This window comes from Paenibacillus sp. GP183 (assembly GCF_900104695.1).
In the GTDB taxonomy this organism is placed as follows: domain Bacteria; phylum Bacillota; class Bacilli; order Paenibacillales; family NBRC-103111; genus Paenibacillus_AI.
This window is the reverse complement of the sequence record NZ_FNSW01000001.1, coordinates 2,728,111-2,745,946: the sequence shown is the minus strand read 5'-3', so window position 1 is coordinate 2,745,946 and position 17,836 is coordinate 2,728,111. Positions and strand designations below refer to the sequence as shown.

Sequence of the window (17,836 nt, the reverse complement as noted above, 5' to 3'; positions counted from 1 at the left end):
TGGAGGAGCAAGGTATAGACATCTTTCGATTCAGTGGTTTATTGTGGCAAAGCTCGAAAGCAAATGGTACAATGATTCAAGTGATTTGTTTGAGAGATATATGTAGGAGGGAAAATTTCAATGACTGTGACGAATAAATCCATCGAGGAACTCGCGATCAATACGATTCGCACACTGGGCATGGATGCCGTAGAGAAAGCAAAATCAGGCCACCCGGGTATTGTCATGGGGGCAGCTCCAATGGCGTATGTTTTATGGGCTCAGCAAATGAAGCACAATCCGGCCAATCCCAAATGGATCAATCGCGACCGTTTTGTTCTTTCTGCCGGACATGGTTCCATGCTGCTCTACAGCTTGCTGCACCTTTGCGGCTACGATTTGCCTATTGAAGAAATCAAAAATTTCCGTCAGTGGGGGAGCAAGACTCCAGGCCATCCGGAATTTGGACATACCGCGGGCGTCGATGCTACAACCGGACCTCTCGGTCAAGGCGTAGGTATGGCGGTGGGCATGGCTATGGCGGAAGCGCACCTCAGAGCAACCTACAATAAAGACAATTTCCCAGTAATCGACCACTATACATTCGCGCTTTGCGGCGACGGCGATATGATGGAGGGCGTTTCCTCCGAGGCTGTCTCTTTGGCTGCGCATCTGCAGCTCGGCAAATTAATCATGCTTTACGATTCCAACGATATCTCCCTGGACGGAGAGCTGAATAAATCCTTCTCCGAAAGTGTGCAAAAGCGCTTTGAAGCCTATGGCTGGCAAGTGATTCGCGTTGAAGAGCAAAATGATCTGTCGGCTATCGGCCAAGCCATCGAGAAAGCTAAAGCAGAAACAAAGCGTCCGACCTTGATCGAAGTGAAAACGACGATCGGTTACGGCAGCCCGAACAAAGGCGGCAAAGGCGGACATGTGGGACCTCACGGTTCCCCGCTTGGAGCCGACGAGATTAAATTGACCAAGAAATTCTACGGATGGCCCGAAGAACCGGACTTTTTTGTACCGGACGAAGTGAGGGCTCATTTCAGTATCATTAAAGAAAAAGGCATCGACTCCGAGGAAGCCTGGAGCAAAATGCTCGCAGATTATATCGAGATTTACCCTGAGCTCGGCGAGCAGTTCAGTATGGCTGTTAGCGGAGAGCTTCCTTCGGGCTGGGACTCAGAGCTTCCTGTGTACTCCACCTCGGATAAGCCGCTTGCGACACGGGCTGCGTCCGGTAACGCGATCAATGCGATCGCGGGGCATCTGCCGCAATTATTCGGCGGATCAGCGGACCTGGCGAGCTCCAATAACACCATGATTAAAGGTGATGCCGACTTTACCCCGGATAATTACGCCGGCCGCAATATTTGGTTCGGTGTCCGTGAATTCGGAATGGGTACAGCACTCAATGGGATGAGTCTTCATGGCGGTTTAAGGGTATTCGGAGCTACCTTCTTCGTATTCACCGATTACCTTCGTCCATCTATTCGCTTAGCCGCTATCATGAATCAACCGGTGATTTATGTATTTACGCATGACAGCATCGCTGTAGGCGAGGACGGCCCTACACATGAGCCAATTGAGCAGCTGCCTGCACTGCGCGTAATTCCAGGCATCACTGTGATTCGTCCCGCTGACGCGAATGAGACGTCCGAAGCTTGGCGCTATGTGCTTTCGCATCAAGACGGCCCTTACGCACTGATTCTTACCCGCCAAAACCTGCCGATTCTCGAAGGCTCGGCGGAGAAGGCCAAAGCCAATCTGGGCAAAGGCGCTTATGTGATCTCGGATGCCGACAATGGCCAGCCTGACGCTCAAATTTTGGCTACCGGCTCCGAAGTCCAGCTCGCAATTGCCGCGCAAAAATTGCTTAAAGAAGAAGGCATTCATGTGCGTGTCGTGAGTATGCCAAGTCTGGAGTTGTTTGAGAAGCAAACTCAAGCTTACAAAGATTCCGTCATTCTGCCGAAGGTGAAGAAGCGTCTTGCTGTGGAGATGGCGCAGCCGCTGGGTTGGGAACGCTATGTGGGAGATCAGGGTTCGACCCTTGGAATTACTACATTCGGAGCTTCAGCCCCTGGGGATATAATCATTAAGGAATATGGTTTCACGCCTGAGAACGTAGCTGCAAAGGTAAAAGCTTTACTTTCATAGTCATAAGAGGAAAACATGTGAGATGAGCTTAAGGGGGAAACGCGGGATGTCCAGTTTTGAAAATGTTACAGTTGTCACGAAGGCCAATGTTTACTTTGATGGAAAAGTAACTAGCCGCACCGTATTGTTCGCGGATGGCACGAAAAAAACATTAGGCATACTTATGCCTGGCGAATATGAATTCGGCACCGATTCCAAAGAAATCATGGAAATTCAATCAGGCGAGCTGAAGGTATCGCTTCCAGGCTCTAATGAATGGATTTCCATCCAGGGTACTGGCGAGTTCACGGTTCCGGCGAACTCGAAGTTTAAACTGGACGTGCAAACCGTCAGCGATTATATCTGCTCCTATATTCACGAATAAACAACATGAATAGAACCCCCGCAGCCAGGAGAATTTCCAGGTCGCGGAGGTTCTTCTTTTTAGCCGGATCAGATGGCGCTGTCAATATGAGCTTCAATATACTTCTCCAGTTTAATCCGCACATAAGGCGGCAGGCCGGAAAGCATACATCCGTATTGGAATTCATTGCCCTTGGAGACGATCCGAATGACTTTTGCGGTGATGGGCGGCAGGTCCGCGTCCTTCGGAAAGTGAATCACGACGAACATATCCGGAGCCAAGGGGAATTTGGAAGTGATCTGTAATCCGCTTTCGGATAAGTCAAACAGCGTGCCTTCAATATTTTGGCCGGAGAAGGCTCCTACTTGTTCCCATTGATAAACCGAGAGAAGGAGCTTGATGCCCAGCATCACACGAGTATCGCGGCGGCGTTCACGGCCGGACAAAGGAGATGCGGGCTTGTTGTCCATAGCTGCTGCTGCTTCGGTGCGTCTTAATACCAGCTGCTGCATCCATTCCTCATAGATTTGGATAACGGAGCTCAGATCTTCCTCGCCGAGCCCTTTGCTGAGCCCCATTTGGAACATACTTGTAGCATTGTGCAGCATGGGGGCAGGAAGTTGGAATCGTGCCGTCAGATCGGAAGCAAGCAGCATATCCTTCAGCATGAGCTTCAGAGAGAACTGATTGCTGAAATCACGATTAATGATTTTTTCGCCCTTTAGCTCGGCTTGTCTGCTGTTTGCGCCGCCGGACTTAACGATCTCAAGGAAGACGGCCGGATCGATGCCCGCTTTGGTTGCGATCGACAAGCCTTCAGCCAAACCAATAGCGTTGATTCCAACCATAGCGTTATGGGCTATTTTGGCATAGGAACCGGCTCCGGATGGGCCCACATACAGCATTTTGCTGCCGAGTGCGGCAAATATATCGGCTTGCTCATCAAAAATCTCTTTACTTCCGCCTACCATGAAGGCAAGGGTTCCAGCTTCAGCAGCCGGCGAGCTGCCCGTTACCGGGGCATCCAGAAAATCCACAAAATGGTTGGCCAATTCTTCGCTGAGACGCTGGCTTGTTTGAGGAGCCACTGTGCTGCAATCGATCATGGTCAGCGCCGGATGGATGCCGCTGAGAATTCCATGTTCACTGTAAAAGGTGTCCAGCAGGACCTTGTCATCGCTGAGCATTGTAATTAATACATCTGAGTTCCGTACTGCTTCTGCCGGTGTGAGGGCTATGCTTGCGCCTAAACGCGCTAACTCTTCCGCTTTTTCGGCAGTTCGATTGTATACAGTCACTGAATATCCTTTACGAATCAGGTTTGCCGCCATAGGTTTACCCATAGTGCCAAGCCCGATAAATCCGATTCGTTTCATATGATCACCTCATCGTTAATATTATCATGACAAGCGTATACTGTGAATGTCTTTGTACCTTGCTTTCAATTGACCAAAAAAGTATGCTAAAGAAACACATAAATAAGTATAGGAGGCGTTGAAGCCATGAGTAAAAAATTACAGTTTGATTACAGCAAAGCCCTTTCCTTTCTAGCCCAGCACGAGGTGGATTATTTAGCCGATCCGGTACGCCTTGCCCATGACCAGCTGCATAATGGAAGCGGAGCAGGCTCCGATTACCTCGGGTGGATAGATCTTCCCGTGAATTACGATAAAGAAGAATTCTCACGCATTCAAACAGCCGCCAAACAGATTCAATCGGATTCGGACGCACTGGTCGTGATCGGCATCGGCGGCTCTTACCTAGGAGCAAGAGCGGCTATAGAGATGCTGTCCCATTCCTTCTACAACCTGCTGCCTCAAGACAAACGCAAAACGCCTGCGATTTATTTTGTCGGCAATAATATCAGCTCTACATACGTAACTCATCTGCTTCAATTGCTCGAGGGCAAGGATTTCTCGGTCAATGTCATTTCCAAATCGGGAACGACGACGGAGCCTGCGATTGCTTTCCGGATTTTCCGTGAGCTGCTGGAGAAAAAATACGGCAAAGAAGCAGCACGCAAGCGAATTTACGCGACAACCGACAAAGAAAAGGGCGCCCTCAAGAAGCTTGCCAATGAAGAAGGGTATGAGTCCTTTATCATCCCTGATGATGTAGGAGGACGTTATTCTGTCCTGACTGCAGTAGGTCTGCTCCCCATTGCTGCGGCAGGTATCGATATCGAAACCATGATGAAAGGCGCTGCAGACGCTAGGTCTGATTTCTCGAATCCGGATCTGAAGCAAAATCTCAGTTATCAGTATGCAGCAGTCCGTAACGCGCTTTACCGCAAGGGGAAGACGGTTGAGATCCTGGTCAATTATGAGCCTGCGCTGCATTTCGTTTCCGAATGGTGGAAGCAGCTGTACGGCGAAAGCGAAGGAAAAGATAATAAAGGTATTTTTCCGGCTTCCGTTGATTTTACGACAGACCTCCATTCCATGGGCCAATTTGTCCAAGAGGGCAATCGCATCTTGTTTGAAACCGTCATTTTGGTGGATCAAGCCGCCGAACAGATTACGATTGGAACCGATCCGGACAATCTGGACGGACTTAATTTTCTCAGCGGCAAGACGATGGATTTTGTTAATAAAAAAGCGTTCGAAGGCACGATGCTGGCGCATTCCGACGGCGGTGTCCCGAACCTGATCGTGACGATTCCGGATACTTCACCGTATACATTCGGGTATATGGCCTATTTTTTTGAAAAAGCCTGCGGCATCAGCGGTTATCTGCTTGGTGTGAATCCCTTTGATCAGCCGGGTGTGGAAGCTTACAAAAAAAACATGTTTGCCCTGTTAGGTAAACCCGGATTTGAAGTGGAAAAAGCGAAGCTTGAGGCTCGTCTTAACAAATAATTTATAAATCATCGGGTCTGCCCTTTTGGGTGGACCTTTTTAAACTGGTAAATTTTATATGGTTAATTTATTTTCTATATTGTAGATACTTCCTAATATGTGTAAAATCAAAATGCACAGGTTTAACTACTTGCTTGGAAAGGTGGACCATGATACATCAATTCAAGACGGTTCTAGCTTACGGAGCTTCGGAAATAGTGATCAAAAAATCACGGTTTATCGGACACGTTAAGCCCATCCAATCTGAGGAAGAAGCCGCTGCATTCATCGAAATGATTAAGAAAGAGCATACATCTGCAGCTCACAATTGCTCAGCCTATGTTGTTGGTGAAAGGGATCAGATTCAGAAGCATTCGGATGACGGAGAACCGAGCGGTACAGCGGGAAAACCGATTATGGAAGTGATCAAGCATCAAGGCTTGAAGAATGTCGCGGTTGTCGTTACCCGATATTTTGGCGGGATTCTGCTTGGAGCGGGCGGGCTTATCCGTGCATACACGGACGGGGCCGTGGCTGGAATAGCAGCTGCAGTGCCGATTCATAAGGTGCTTCATCGCAAAATTGTGGTGGAAGTGGATTACACCTGGTACGGTAAGCTGGAGAACGAGTTTAGAAATCACAGCCTGATGCTGGGAGAAACGTTGTTTACGGATAAGGTTACCGTTGCTTGCTTCCCATTGGAAGCGGATGCGGAAGCGTTTATCCAATGGATGTTAGATTTGACCCTAGGTCAATGCGTTCTAACAGCTGGAGAAAGTGAGTACAGGAATCATAAAATTGTATAGATTTCGAAAGCGGAGGGATTCATGTGGCGAGGAAAGCTGTCGCGCAGGAGCTGAGCAGAGAGCGAATTCTTGAGAAAGCAAGAGAATTGTTTATTTCTTGCGGCTATCGCGCTTTAACGATGCGAAGCATTGCAAAAGCAATGGGTTACAGTCATGGAGCGTTATATTATCATTTTACGGAAAAAGCGGATCTCTTCTATGCGCTTATTAAAGAAGACTTTGCCATCCTGATGCATAGGGAAAAAGAGATCATGGTCCGGGAACAGGGACTAGGCTTTAATTTGCTGCATAAGATGATGATGGAATTCATTCGCTTTGGCCTGGACAATCCGCATCACTATGAAATCATGTTTATGATCGACGAACCGGAGCTGTTAAGATATTCCCGCACGGAGCAAGCACAGTGCATGGAGCTTTTTGCCAACGTACTCAAACAGGTACACAGCAGCCATGGAGCAACCGATGCGCGGAAATTCATGCTTCCCTGGAGCTTGTTTATGTCGCTGCATGGATTTATTTCATATTCCATTCATTTTGGCCAAACGTTTGAGGAAGTTCGCAAATTGGCCGAAGAGCATATTCGTTTAATTTGTAACAGCTTAGGCCTGATTAAACCTGAGCTCCGATCGACAGCCTCAATGATATCCTGAATCGGCCGAACGGAAGAAATATTCGGTCAAACGTGCTACAATGTAGAACAGGGACACATTGAAAGGGTGAAGAATCGTGGAATTATCTAATTGGTCTGAAGAAAATGTGGACTATATGTATGAGCAAATTACCCGGAAATTGCGAATGGCTACGGGCGGTTCGATCAAAGCCGGTTCGATGAAACAAGAAGCCTATGAGGATTTAAAGGATCTTTACGATATAGTGATGAGCAAAAACAGCTTCAGTATCAGCGAGATAGATGCCATTACCTCAGAGCTCGGCAAACTGCGTAAAGGCTGATTTCGGCACCTCAGATACAAGCCCAGCAAGCAAGACTTGGGATACGATACCACCCAGCCTCTCCCATTGGAGAGGTCTTTTTTGTCCGGTAACACCTCCACTATTGCGTATTTTTTGTGGTCACAAGACAACTATCAGGTTCGACTTGTTCCTTTATTCCGTAAGATAAAGGGGCAAAGCTACCTGTTTGCTGAAGGAGGTGGACGTTCGTGGTATCGAAAATTCGCAAGGAACAAGTGAAGAAATTGGTCGGTAAAGAAATTTATGCGCTCAAAAAAGATGGCTCCACAGTTACAGGTAAATTAGTCCGTATCCAAGGAAATGCCCTCATCCTCGCACCAAAAAAAGGAAAAGGTGTTCAGACCAAGGCTATAATCCCGTTGGTACTGTTTGATCTGCTTGCAATTGGCACATCTCCGTTTGGTTTTGGTGGTGGTTTTGGTGGTGGTTTTGGTGGTGGTTTTGGTGGTGGTTTCGGCGGTTTTGACGGTTTTGGTTTTGGCGGTCCGGGCTTTGGCGGCGGTTTCTGGTAAAATCCATACTACAACAAAAAGGAGACTCCTTCGAAGATATGGAGTCTCCTTTTTGTTTTATATGTGAGTGGATGCTCATGCCACCAGCTATCGTTTCTGGCGGTCATCCACCAGCTTTTGCTGCGCCATGCGGATCATTTCTCGCACCATGGCTCCGCCAATGGGACCGCCGACTTTGCCGGCATCCTCGGCCTTCAGCTGGCCATTGTAGCCAGGCCGCAAAGGAACGCCCAGCGTGCGGGCTACTTCATACTTAACCTGATCCGGCTGGTTCAGGTTGACATTGTAGCCCTTATCTTTCATCACTTTGGCCTTAAGATAATCCAGGCCAGGTTCTGCACCTTGCACAACTGCACGATTGTTGCGTCTTCTCGACATATAACCTTCACCTCTTGAAGGTTAATATACCCTGCTGCGCACCATTCTAGCAGCTTGATGAATAAGCCAAACGAGCGAAATGAGCAGCATCAGATCAAAGCACACATTAAAAAGGAAAAGGTGCTTTTCCATATCGGCTTCGCCATCGCCCAATAAGGGAACCAGGAAGGCAACGACGCCAATCATTGGAATCATGGCAAACACCTCATACATAAACCTATTTGTCCAAACTGCCTGCCGCAGATACTGCAGAACAATGAAATAATACACGAAGTAAAAGAAGCAGATGAACCAGAGTGTATGAGGGATATATTTGCTTTTGAACTGGCTCCAGAAGCTGAAGCTTGAAGTAATTTTGCCGCGCTCAAAGCCGTCCGCTTTTTCATAGTTGCCTAAATAAGAAGCCCGGATGGTCATCGCATGACTAGCGGTCACCTGCAGCTTTTGCCAGTAGCGGGCAGGATGCATGAGATAAAACATCGCAATCTTCTCGTGGTTGATATGGCTGTAAAAATTCTTCTGAAGCTCCTCGCTTTGCTGAGGAATATCGGTATGGGGTGTGAAATAATTGGTGTTTGCGAGTACAGCGAGCTTGGTGTCCAACCCCATTTCCCGAAGATCCTGCTCAGGCGAGGGAGAATCCTTGAGAATCCCATAAAATACGGATTGGTATTGGTTAATCCCTTTAAGCTCCTTGGGAGTTAAAATATAGAAAGCCGCAGAAACCAGCAGCAGCAATGCGCTGCAAAAGGCAATTGTCTTTTTCCAGGGATGCTGCAGGGACACGCCCCAAAATCGAAGGCTGAGCACGCAGAGAATCAAGCCAACCGGCGCATACTGCACCTTGGAGCCTGCCAGAAATATGGCAGCCAGGCAGAAGACAATGAATAACCCTCTGCTCGGGTTTTCCTGCTCTGCCAATCTGAGGGCCAATGCAATCGTGAGCAGCATAAAAATGAATGCGATCGGCTCGCCGAAAAAAGAGTTGAAATACGAGGTGTAGCCCACATCGAGAAACTCAATGATAAACAGTAAAGCAAAGGTAAGCTTCGAAGTCCATGAGGCCAGCAGATTCAAACGCAAACTGCAAACGAACGCAGTTAACAGCAGACAAATATAAATCGCACTCAAAAAGCGAATATCAAACACACCGGGATAAACCCACTTATTGATCCATACAGCCAAAAATGCAACGATGATGTGTGTGGAAAGATAACCGCCGACGGCATCGCTCACAAAAGCAAATTGGGTGTGCATATAGTCGAAGTATTGATCTCTGAAGGAGGCTGCAGGATCGAGATAATTGAGCCCCACGGTCCCCATGATCCGCCTGAAATCCCCATTATCCGCCATGCCTATAACAGGTTTTACCATAAGCAAATAGCTTAAAATTATCGCCGCGACAAGAACCGCCGACCAACCAAGCATGCCTAATCTACGCATGATCTTCCCCTTCCTAAACCTGAGGGAGCTCCTTGCTGCGAAAAGTAAAATATTTGTGCCCCAAATAGTTGCTGACCATATATATCCCGTTGCCAAATAAAATAGCTCCGTTATGGACCCAGTTTGTTGGGAATGATGGAAATATAGCCAGCCACGCCTGTCCAAGCAGCAGGCTAGTCCCATAGGAGAAGCCATAGCAGCACAAAATAACCAGCGTGAACTTCCACCAACTGCTTCCGATACTCGCTTGTGAACGGAAGGTAAACGTTCTATTTAGTCCGTAGCTGACTACTGCCCCAATTGTGTTTCCAAGAAAAGTGGAAGGCCAATAGCCCAAATGAAACACATTAAAGAATAGAAAGCTGGTCCCCAGACCAATCAATGTATTGAAAACGCCAACGATTAAGAAACGGAAAAAGCTGCTTTTGAGCCAAACGGTTAGGGCTGCCATGCTTATCTCCTGACCGATACTGGTTCCGCGGGGAGATGTTCTTTTGTCACATTCGCCGTTGCCAAAGCTTCTTTTTCAATCACATAGAGGGGACGCTGTTTGACTTCCTTATAAATTTTCCCAATATATTCACCAATCAAACCTAGCGCGAGCAATTGGACACCGCCGATAAACCAGACGGACAAAATCAGCGAGGTCCAGCCGGACACATTTGCTCCGACGAGCTTGCCAATAATGGCATAAACTGCAGCAACAATGCTGATTGCAAAGAGGATAAACCCCATCAAGGTAACAAATCGAATAGGGGTTACGCTGAAGGAAGTAATGCCATCCAGCGCGAAAGCCAGCATTTTTTTCAAAGGGTACTTCGACTCGCCGGCAAAACGTTCTTTGCGATCATAGAAAACCTGGGTGGATCGAAAACCAATCAACGGCACAATGCCACGCAGGAATAAATTGACCTCCGGGAACCTTTCAAGCTCATCGAGGGTGCGTTTGCTCATTAACCGGAAATCGGCATGATTGTAAATAATGCGCACGCCCATATTCGTCATCAGCTTATAAAAACCTTGTGCTGTCGCTCTTTTGAAGGCAGTATCCGTACCGCGGCTTTGTCGAACGCCATACACGATTTCATAGCCTTCGTTATATTTAACGACGAATTCACGAATAGCAAGCACGTCATCCTGAAGATCCGCATCAATCGAAACGACGCAGTCGGAGTAGGCTTTGGCTTTCATGAGACCGGCGAGCAGGGCATTTTGGTGGCCGGCATTTTTCGCCAGCTTCAGACCTGTAACATAGGGATGGGAGAGATGGAAACGCTCAATAAGCGTCCAGGTTTGGTCCTTGCTTCCATCATCCACAAACAGGATGGTGCTAGATTTGGATATGAGCTTGTCCTGAATAAGCTCACGGATTACTGCGCCAAGCTGCAAAATCGTTTCCGGTAAAACCTCTTCCTCGTTATAACAAGGGACCACTATGGTTAATACAGGTGTAGACACAGGACTTCGACTCCATCCTAAAAAGTGTAGTGAATAGGTTATGTAGGTGACTAGCCTTAGTATAACAAATTTTATCAGGATAATCGCATTTCCACCTTCATAATACCTTAACATAACCATTTATCCTATTTCTGCTATAATGAAGGATACAAAAAAAGGGGTGACCTCATGGAATCATCAGCTCGAATAACTCCCAAGGTAGTAAGGTCTGTCATTTTGCTTGTATTGATCAGCCGGATCCTGCTTTTATTCACCGGTTACATAGGCATGAATCTGTTCAATAAATTTTCAACGCCGCCTGTTTATGAAAAAAACGTACCTGGAACCGTGACGCCTTGGATTCAAAAGCTCCCGCAAGGGCTCGAAGAAACAAAGCTGTTTCATATTGAAGATTTCATTAGGCTAGATACTTACCCCTATCTGGAAATCGCAACACAAGGCTACGATAAAGTACACATCGATAAGCCCCATACAGCCGCCAACTGGGTATTTTTCCCTATGTATCCATTGCTGATTTACTTGGTTAACCTTGTGTTTTCCACCAAACCGGCGCTGATAGGCATCCTGCTGTCCAATTTATTTCTCGTTGCGGCTTTGATCTATGTGTATGGAATAGCCCTGCAAAAAGGCTTGACGGACAAGCAGGCGGGAACTATGCTAATCCTTATCTTGATTTACCCGTCATCAGTGTTTTTCACTGTGCCTTATACAGAAAGCTTATTTCTCCTATTGTCTGCGGCCAGCCTTTATCATGCAACGAACAGGCAGTATGCGCTTGCTTTTATGGCCGCTGGTTTATCTACCGTTACCAGGGTTCCGGGCTTTATCAATCTGGCCTTTGTGATGAGCAGCTTCGTTCTCGACGAGGGCTTTCGCTATTCAAAAAGATACTGGAAATTGGCACTTTACTCGGCTCTCTCCTTATTGCCCATGGCCGCTTATTTGCTGTATATGAAAAGCATTACCGGCGATTTTATGGCGCCTTTTCATGAGCAAAGCTTGAACTGGTATCGATATTCTTCGTATCCCTTCCAGAACTACATTCATTATTTCCAAAAGCCTTACTTCTCTTCAGAAGCCGGCTGGGATAACGGACTGATTGCTTTTACCATGTCGACTGCTGTGTTTGTCATTTATCTCGGTTATTTGGTTTTTCATCTCAAAAGGGTGGGCCGAGACCTGCGGGAGCTGCTTTTTTATGTATACGGAGCGGGGCTGATCATTCTTCCTTTTTCCAGTCAGCCTGAGATGTTGGCCAGTGTGATTCGCTATATGATGGTGTGCATCCCTTTTTATATTTACTTGGTGAGGCTTAGCGAAGGCAGGGACAAGCTGCTGCTTTTTTATCAAATGCTGTTCATGATATTGAATGTGATCATCACGATCGGCTATTTCAACGGATTTTATTTTGTTGCTTAAAAAAGGGATTTTACGTAGGCTGCGGCAGCCTTAATTAACAGGATATTCGGCTGCCGCTTTGTAATCATTACCAAACAAAACCACAAGTACGGAGAACAATGACGAGGAGTATGAAAAGTACTAAAACAAATGCAATGCTTGAAAAACCATAACCATAACCATAGCCATAGCCACCATAAGGCGCACAGTAACTCATCATAAAAACCTCCTTTCCATGATTAATGTATGTCGCATAAGAAAAAGCGTATGGATGGATGTCCTAGTGGGATAGAATTTCCTTGGGGAAGAGGCCATTTTAAAGGAATGTTTGCCTGCAGGCTCGAATTGGATAAATAACCACACAAGAAAAAAGTAGGTATTTTAATGATGAAGGATCAAGAACAACCCATATACCGATTTTCGCAATCACCACTTTGGGAGCTGCAGCGTGCCTATTTTGAAGAACAGGGAATTCATGCATGGCAAAGCGAAGAGGTTCCGCAATATATCAGCAGCAATCCCATTATGGCAAAAGCTTACGCGGAGTTGATCTTTGGCTTCCTCCGGGATCGAGCGCGGCTCGGCTTCGCCAAGGAACCGGTATATATTCTCGAATTAGGCGCGGGCTCAGGCCGTTTGGCTTATCATGTACTGAAGGCTCTGGAAGAGCTGAAGGCATTCGCCGGCATTGAGCTTCCCCCCTATCGCTATATCATGAGCGATTTGCCTGTGAAGAATATAAAGTACTGGCAGCAGCATGCCAGCTTGCTTCCCTTTGTTCGGCAGGGCTGCCTGGATTTCGCCCAGTTTGATGCCGTTCAGGATACCAGCTTGCATTTGACGGAGTCAGGCTTAAACATTAGACCCGGCGATTTGCGGCAGCCTTTGCTGATTGTGGCCAATTACTTTTTCGATAGTATTCCGCAGGAATTGCTTTATGTGGATGAAGGGCAGATTTATGAGTGCGGGATTTCCTTTCTGGCGGCGGATGAGGCTGATGGAAGTGATGAGGCTGGTAAGGCTGGTGGAAGTGATGAAACCGGAGGGACAGGAGTGGATGCGGGTGGAGTTGATGAAACCGGAGGAACTGGTGATGCTGGAAAGCCATCACTCATGGAACGGCTGAAGCCTGAGTACCATTATCGCCGAGCCGATGAATACGATAAGGACTCCAATGCGTTCCACGAAGTGTTGAACATTTATAAGAGCAAGCTGGAGGATTCCCACTTCTTGTTTCCGTTTATCGGGATTCAATGCTTGGAGAGACTGCAAGTGTTGTCACGTGAGGGTTTTGTATTGATTTCTGCGGACAAGGGAGATCATCGCTTGGAGCATTGGGAATTCAGGGATGTGCCCAAGCTGATTCATCATGGAAGCTTCTCGCTGACGGCGAATTACCATGCCTTGACGCATGTTTTCGAACAAAAAGGTGCCCAAGCCTGGTTCACGTCGCACCATTACAATCATATCAACGTCGGTTGTATACTTATGCTGCAGGACCCTGGTACATACACCGATACCCGCTTGGCCTATCGTCATTTTGTCGAGCAGTTCGGTCCCGATGATTTTTTCAGCTTGAAAATGTGGGTGCTTGCCAATGTGAACAGCATGGAGCTAGATCAATTTCTTTCCTTTTGGCGCTTAAGCGGTTATGACGCCCAGTTGCTCCTGCAATGCGTGAATCGTATTCTGGCGCTGATTCCGGACAGCGATGAAGAAGAGCTGGCGGATATTCGAAGAGGTATTAATCTTATGTGGGAGGGCTATTATCCCATGGATGAAAAGCAGGACCTCGCCTTCGACACGGGAATGATCCTCTATCACATGGAGATGTTTGAGGAAGCATTGCAGTATTTCAAGCGATCTTTAGGAGATTATAAAGCGCAGCCTGCAGTACTTTATAACATGGCAATTTGCCATTATGAATTGGGCTCAGATGCTGAAGCTGCTGATTTTGCCAAGCAGACGCTGGAGATGGAGCCTGAGCATGAGGGGGCTTTGGCCCTTTTGAAGCTGCTGCGCGGAGAGTAGAGCAAGGAAAGCTATTTGTTCTCAAACAAGTTCGCATTTGTTGGTCAGCAGCGGTGACGAGATGCAGAATGTACATCTCAAAAGACACAATGCTGAAAAACTCAGTGCCTAGTTGTAAAAAGTACATCTAAATTACGAGCAAATTCTCTTTTCAGGCAAAATCCCGATTTCCAAATGCACATTTTACATCTGAATGCTTGGAAATGGGATCCACCCTGTATTTAGATGTACAAAATGCATCTCGACGACAGATCTGGCACCATGCTCCATCACCCGCACCAATATCTACTCAGCACCATCCTCCGCACCAATATCTACTCATCCATCCGCACCACAATCTACCTAGCGTTTCGCACCATCACTCGCACCAATATCCACCTTTTCCACCTCAACATTAGTCCATTACTGTTTCCGCTCCTGAAACGGACGCAGTAGCTTGTCCGGGATCTTGCTTTCAAAGCGGAGCGTCTTGCCTGTCGTCGGATGTTCAAATGCCAGAATCCGGGCATGCAGCCCAAGCCGGCCTATCGTGTTGATCTTGGAGCCGTATTTCTTGTCCCCGACGATCGGATGTCCGATATCCTTCATGTGCACACGGATTTGATTTTTTCTCCCGGTCTCGAGATTGACCTCCAGCAAGGAAAAATCGCGGTTCGCCTGCATCACCTTATAATGCGTAATGGCCAGCTGCCCGTCTTCCGGCCTTTGGCTGGAGTACATCACCATCGCTTTATTCTCTTTTAACCAAGAAGTAATGGTTCCCTCCGGTTTCTTAACCTCTCTTTCAACCAGCGCGATATAAGTGCGTTCCAGCACGCTTTCCTGCCAGGAGTTTTGCAGGGCTTGCTGCGTCTTTTCGTTCTTCGCGAACATCATCACGCCAGACGTATCCCGATCCAGCCGATGAACAATGTAGATGCGATTCCTGGGATTTGTACTCCGCACATGCTCTATAAGCTGCCTATAGGCGGTCAGCTCGTTTTCTTTGTCCGTTGAGATGGAGAGGAGTCCGGCATCCTTTTGAATGACAATCAGATCGTCGTCCTCATGAAGAATGTGCACGCCAATCATTTTGACGGGTTCTGTCACTTTGGCATAGTGAATGCTGACCTGCTGTCCGGGGACTAGCGGGTGGTTATATTTGGTTACAGCTTTATCGTTCACATAGACCTGCCCGCGGGCAAGAATGGATTTAATCGCGTTGCGGCCGCGGCTTGGCAATGCCTCAATTAAGAAGCTCATAAGCTCGGCAGGTTCATTCACTTCGAAGTAGGTTACTTTGTCTGGAGTCTGGCTGCTATTGGGCTTGTTCCTGTTCATATAAAGCTCCTTGCGACTTGTTTTCCCTCAATATATCATGCGGCTGAGGCAAAAGAAACAAAGCCGCATCGTTTGGAGACCTTTCTAGTAAATGCTATAATACTATGTGGCTGCCAAAAAGTGACAAGAGGAAGAATGAGGTGAACCATGGATCAGACTGAAACAGTCATTCAAGTGGAAGGACTGACGAAGAAATACGGCTCTTTTACGGCTGTGAAAGGCATTGATTTTAAGGTCAACCAAGGCGAAGTGTTCGGTCTGCTTGGGCCCAACGGGGCTGGAAAAACTACAACGATGGAAATGATAGAAGGGCTGCGGAAGCCTGACGGAGGAACGGCCAAGGTGTCCGGATTTGACACTCGAACCGAATTGAACAAAGTCAAAGAAGTCATAGGCGTACAGCTCCAATCCACCTCTTTATTCGATCTTTTGAAGGTGAGGGAGCTCATCCAGATGTATGCCAGTTTTTATCCCGTCTCCATCCCGATTGAGCCGCTGCTCAAGGATATGCTTTTGCTGGAAAAAGCAGGCGACAGGGTCAAGAACTTATCCGGCGGACAAAAGCAGCGCCTCGCTATAGCTCTGGCTCTGATCAATGATCCGCTCGTGCTGTTTCTGGATGAACCTACCACCGGACTCGATCCTCAAGCCAGAAGAACCCTGTGGGATATCATTATCCGGCTGAAAGAACAGGGCAAAACTATTATTCTCTCAACTCACTATATGGATGAAGCTCATATTTTGTGTGACCGCATTTGCCTGATGGATCAGGGGCAGATTATTGCGCTGGATACGCCTCGCAATCTGGTAAGAAGCCTCCAGTCCGAGAGCGCCATCGAATTCCGCTTGCCCGAAGTATTGCCGGAAGAGCAGACTGCTGCGCTTTTAGTGAAATTAGCTGAGCTGCAGGATGTCAAGCAAGCGGAGTATCGGAACGAGGTATTTGTGCTGTACAGCGATGATTTGCAAGCCTCTCTGACCGATTTGATACATAAGGCTCCAGAGCATGGAATTAAGCTTACGGATCTTCAGACACGGACGGCTACGCTGGAAGATGTCTTTATTCATATGACCGGAAGGAGCCTGAGAGAATCATGAGTGCATATCTGCAATTAACGTTGGCTCAGCTGCGAATTTTTGCCCGTAACCGTCAGGTGATGGTGTGGTCCTTGCTGTTTCCGATTGTATTCATGGTCCTGCTTGGCTCCTTTCTGGGGAATGGCGGTACACCTGCGCTCGGGGGAAGTGTCATTGATCTGGATCAATCTGCCGCGTCCAAAGAACTGGTGGCAAGCTTGACTCAAAGTCCGGCGCTTAAGCTGCAGCCGTCGAGTGATGAATCCAAGGCTGTTTCAGAGCTGAAAAGCGGTGATATCAAGCTGGCTGTCGTTGTTCCCAAGGGATATGGCGAAGCCCTTGCGGCCTCGGCGGGCAGCAAGCAAGCAGCAGGATTAAGGCTGCTATATGACGAGACCAATTTGGCCAGCGCAGAGCTAAGCAAAGTGGCAATAGGGCAAGTGGTGGATAATATCAGCAAAAAGCTGACAGGCTACACGCCGGTAATCACGGTTCAACCGGAAGGCATACAGTCCTTGAAGCTGAAATACATAGATTTTCTGGTGCCAGGAATTGTGGCCATGATGATCATGTCCAATAATCTGAACGGTGTAGCAGGCCAAATTGCAGCATGGAGAGAAAGAGGCATTCTCCGGCGCTTACAAAGTACTACCTTGAAAGCATCAACCTTCATTGCCGCACAAATCACGGCTCGTTTGGTGCTGAACGGACTGCAAGCCGTCATTGTTTTGCTGGTCGGTTCCCTCATCTTTGGCACGCAGGTAAACGGCTCTTGGGCTCTGCTCTTAATGTTCGTCATTTTGGGTACATTGGCTTTCATGGCGATTGGCTTCATTATAGCCGGTCTGGCCAAAACGCCGGAAAGCGCGGGTCCGATTGCCGGATTTATCTCTTTTCCCATGATGTTTATTGGCGGCGTATTCTTTCCCGTCCAGAACATGCCTGGCTTTTTGCAGCCGATTGTGAAGGTGCTTCCAATCTCCCATTTATCCAATGCGCTTAGACAAATCATGAATGTGGGCATGGGGCTTGCAGGTCTATGGAGTGAAGCTTTGTTACTGAGCGTTTGGTTAATCGTTGCGTTTATCATCGCCAGCTTTACATTTAAATGGGAGTGAG

At 47.5% G+C, this 17,836-nt stretch carries 18 protein-coding genes; 11 read left to right on the top strand and 7 right to left on the bottom strand.

Translation table 11 applies throughout. From position 1 onward, the window contains the following. The first annotated feature begins 120 nt into the window (after positions 1 to 120). Both tkt and BLV33_RS13535 read left to right on the top strand, forming a co-directional pair. Complete coding sequence (tkt, locus tag BLV33_RS13540; protein WP_090792306.1) at positions 121 to 2,142, top strand: transketolase; 2,022 nt, start codon at positions 121 to 123, stop codon at positions 2,140 to 2,142. A gap of 46 nt (positions 2,143 to 2,188) precedes the next feature. After that, positions 2,189 to 2,506: a pyrimidine/purine nucleoside phosphorylase gene (locus BLV33_RS13535; RefSeq protein WP_090792303.1), complete on the top strand. Its 318-nt coding sequence runs from the start codon at positions 2,189 to 2,191 to the stop codon at positions 2,504 to 2,506. A gap of 68 nt (positions 2,507 to 2,574) precedes the next feature. Here the strand turns inward: BLV33_RS13535 and BLV33_RS13530 are convergent, their stop codons facing one another. Then, the gene (locus BLV33_RS13530; RefSeq protein ID WP_090792300.1) at positions 2,575 to 3,861 is read right to left on the bottom strand and encodes an NAD(P)-binding domain-containing protein; all 1,287 of its coding nucleotides are present in this window, start codon (positions 3,859 to 3,861) and stop codon (positions 2,575 to 2,577) included. 126 nt (positions 3,862 to 3,987) lie between these two features. Here BLV33_RS13530 and BLV33_RS13525 point away from each other — a divergent pair, with 126 nt between their 5' ends. The 5 genes from BLV33_RS13525 to BLV33_RS13505 all read left to right on the top strand — a co-directional run bounded on the left by BLV33_RS13525 (position 3,988) and on the right by BLV33_RS13505 (position 7,612). After that, positions 3,988 to 5,343, top strand: a complete 1,356-nt coding sequence (locus tag BLV33_RS13525; RefSeq protein ID WP_090792297.1) for a glucose-6-phosphate isomerase — start codon at positions 3,988 to 3,990, stop codon at positions 5,341 to 5,343. Positions 5,344 to 5,492: 149 nt separating this feature from the next. Beyond that, positions 5,493 to 6,128, top strand: coding sequence for a YigZ family protein (locus BLV33_RS13520; RefSeq protein WP_090792294.1), 636 nt, complete (start codon positions 5,493 to 5,495; stop codon positions 6,126 to 6,128). A 23-nt stretch (positions 6,129 to 6,151) separates the two neighbouring features. After that, entirely contained in the window at positions 6,152 to 6,778 is a 627-nt protein-coding gene (locus BLV33_RS13515; protein WP_090792291.1) for a TetR/AcrR family transcriptional regulator, read from the top strand. A gap of 76 nt (positions 6,779 to 6,854) precedes the next feature. Further along, entirely contained in the window at positions 6,855 to 7,079 is a 225-nt protein-coding gene (locus BLV33_RS13510; protein WP_090792286.1) for a DUF1128 domain-containing protein, read from the top strand. Between the two features lie 209 nt (positions 7,080 to 7,288). Beyond that, complete coding sequence (locus tag BLV33_RS13505; protein ID WP_090792283.1) at positions 7,289 to 7,612, top strand: 50S ribosomal protein L33; 324 nt, start codon at positions 7,289 to 7,291, stop codon at positions 7,610 to 7,612. Between the two features lie 87 nt (positions 7,613 to 7,699). On the opposite strand, the gene BLV33_RS13500 is transcribed toward BLV33_RS13505, so the two are convergent. Genes BLV33_RS13500 through BLV33_RS13485 form a run of 4 tightly spaced genes read right to left on the bottom strand, consistent with a single transcriptional unit; the run spans position 7,700 to position 10,891 of the window. Then, the gene (locus BLV33_RS13500; protein WP_090792280.1) at positions 7,700 to 7,990 is read right to left on the bottom strand and encodes an alpha/beta-type small acid-soluble spore protein; all 291 of its coding nucleotides are present in this window, start codon (positions 7,988 to 7,990) and stop codon (positions 7,700 to 7,702) included. A gap of 21 nt (positions 7,991 to 8,011) precedes the next feature. Beyond that, entirely contained in the window at positions 8,012 to 9,433 is a 1,422-nt protein-coding gene (locus tag BLV33_RS13495; RefSeq protein ID WP_090792277.1) for a glycan biosynthesis hexose transferase WsfD, read from the bottom strand. A 13-nt stretch (positions 9,434 to 9,446) separates the two neighbouring features. Next, positions 9,447 to 9,884, bottom strand: a complete 438-nt coding sequence (locus BLV33_RS13490) for a GtrA family protein (RefSeq protein ID WP_090792273.1) — start codon at positions 9,882 to 9,884, stop codon at positions 9,447 to 9,449. Positions 9,885 to 9,886: 2 nt separating this feature from the next. Beyond that, entirely contained in the window at positions 9,887 to 10,891 is a 1,005-nt protein-coding gene (locus BLV33_RS13485; RefSeq protein ID WP_090792270.1) for a glycosyltransferase family 2 protein, read from the bottom strand. A 168-nt stretch (positions 10,892 to 11,059) separates the two neighbouring features. Here BLV33_RS13485 and BLV33_RS13480 point away from each other — a divergent pair, with 168 nt between their 5' ends. Beyond that, the gene (locus BLV33_RS13480) at positions 11,060 to 12,310 is read left to right on the top strand and encodes a mannosyltransferase family protein (protein ID WP_090792267.1); all 1,251 of its coding nucleotides are present in this window, start codon (positions 11,060 to 11,062) and stop codon (positions 12,308 to 12,310) included. A gap of 67 nt (positions 12,311 to 12,377) precedes the next feature. Here the strand turns inward: BLV33_RS13480 and BLV33_RS28785 are convergent, their stop codons facing one another. Next, entirely contained in the window at positions 12,378 to 12,506 is a 129-nt protein-coding gene (locus tag BLV33_RS28785) for a sporulation protein YjcZ (protein WP_139305739.1), read from the bottom strand. Positions 12,507 to 12,673: 167 nt separating this feature from the next. On the opposite strand from BLV33_RS28785, the gene BLV33_RS13475 reads away from it, so the two are divergent. Further along, the gene (locus tag BLV33_RS13475) at positions 12,674 to 14,320 is read left to right on the top strand and encodes a tetratricopeptide repeat protein (protein WP_253187063.1); all 1,647 of its coding nucleotides are present in this window, start codon (positions 12,674 to 12,676) and stop codon (positions 14,318 to 14,320) included. Between the two features lie 402 nt (positions 14,321 to 14,722). On the opposite strand, the gene BLV33_RS13470 is transcribed toward BLV33_RS13475, so the two are convergent. After that, on the bottom strand, positions 14,723 to 15,640 hold the full coding sequence (locus tag BLV33_RS13470; RefSeq protein WP_090792263.1) for an RluA family pseudouridine synthase: 918 nt from the start codon (positions 15,638 to 15,640) through the stop codon (positions 14,723 to 14,725). A gap of 147 nt (positions 15,641 to 15,787) precedes the next feature. Between BLV33_RS13470 and BLV33_RS13465 the strand changes: the two genes are divergently transcribed. Further along, a complete protein-coding gene (locus BLV33_RS13465) occupies positions 15,788 to 16,738 on the top strand; it encodes an ABC transporter ATP-binding protein (RefSeq protein WP_090792260.1) in 951 nt (316 codons plus the stop codon). Continuing rightward, entirely contained in the window at positions 16,735 to 17,835 is a 1,101-nt protein-coding gene (locus tag BLV33_RS13460) for an ABC transporter permease (protein WP_090792257.1), read from the top strand. The genes BLV33_RS13465 and BLV33_RS13460 overlap by 4 nt, the downstream gene beginning before the upstream one ends. The last annotated feature ends 1 nt before the right edge of the window (position 17,836 follow it).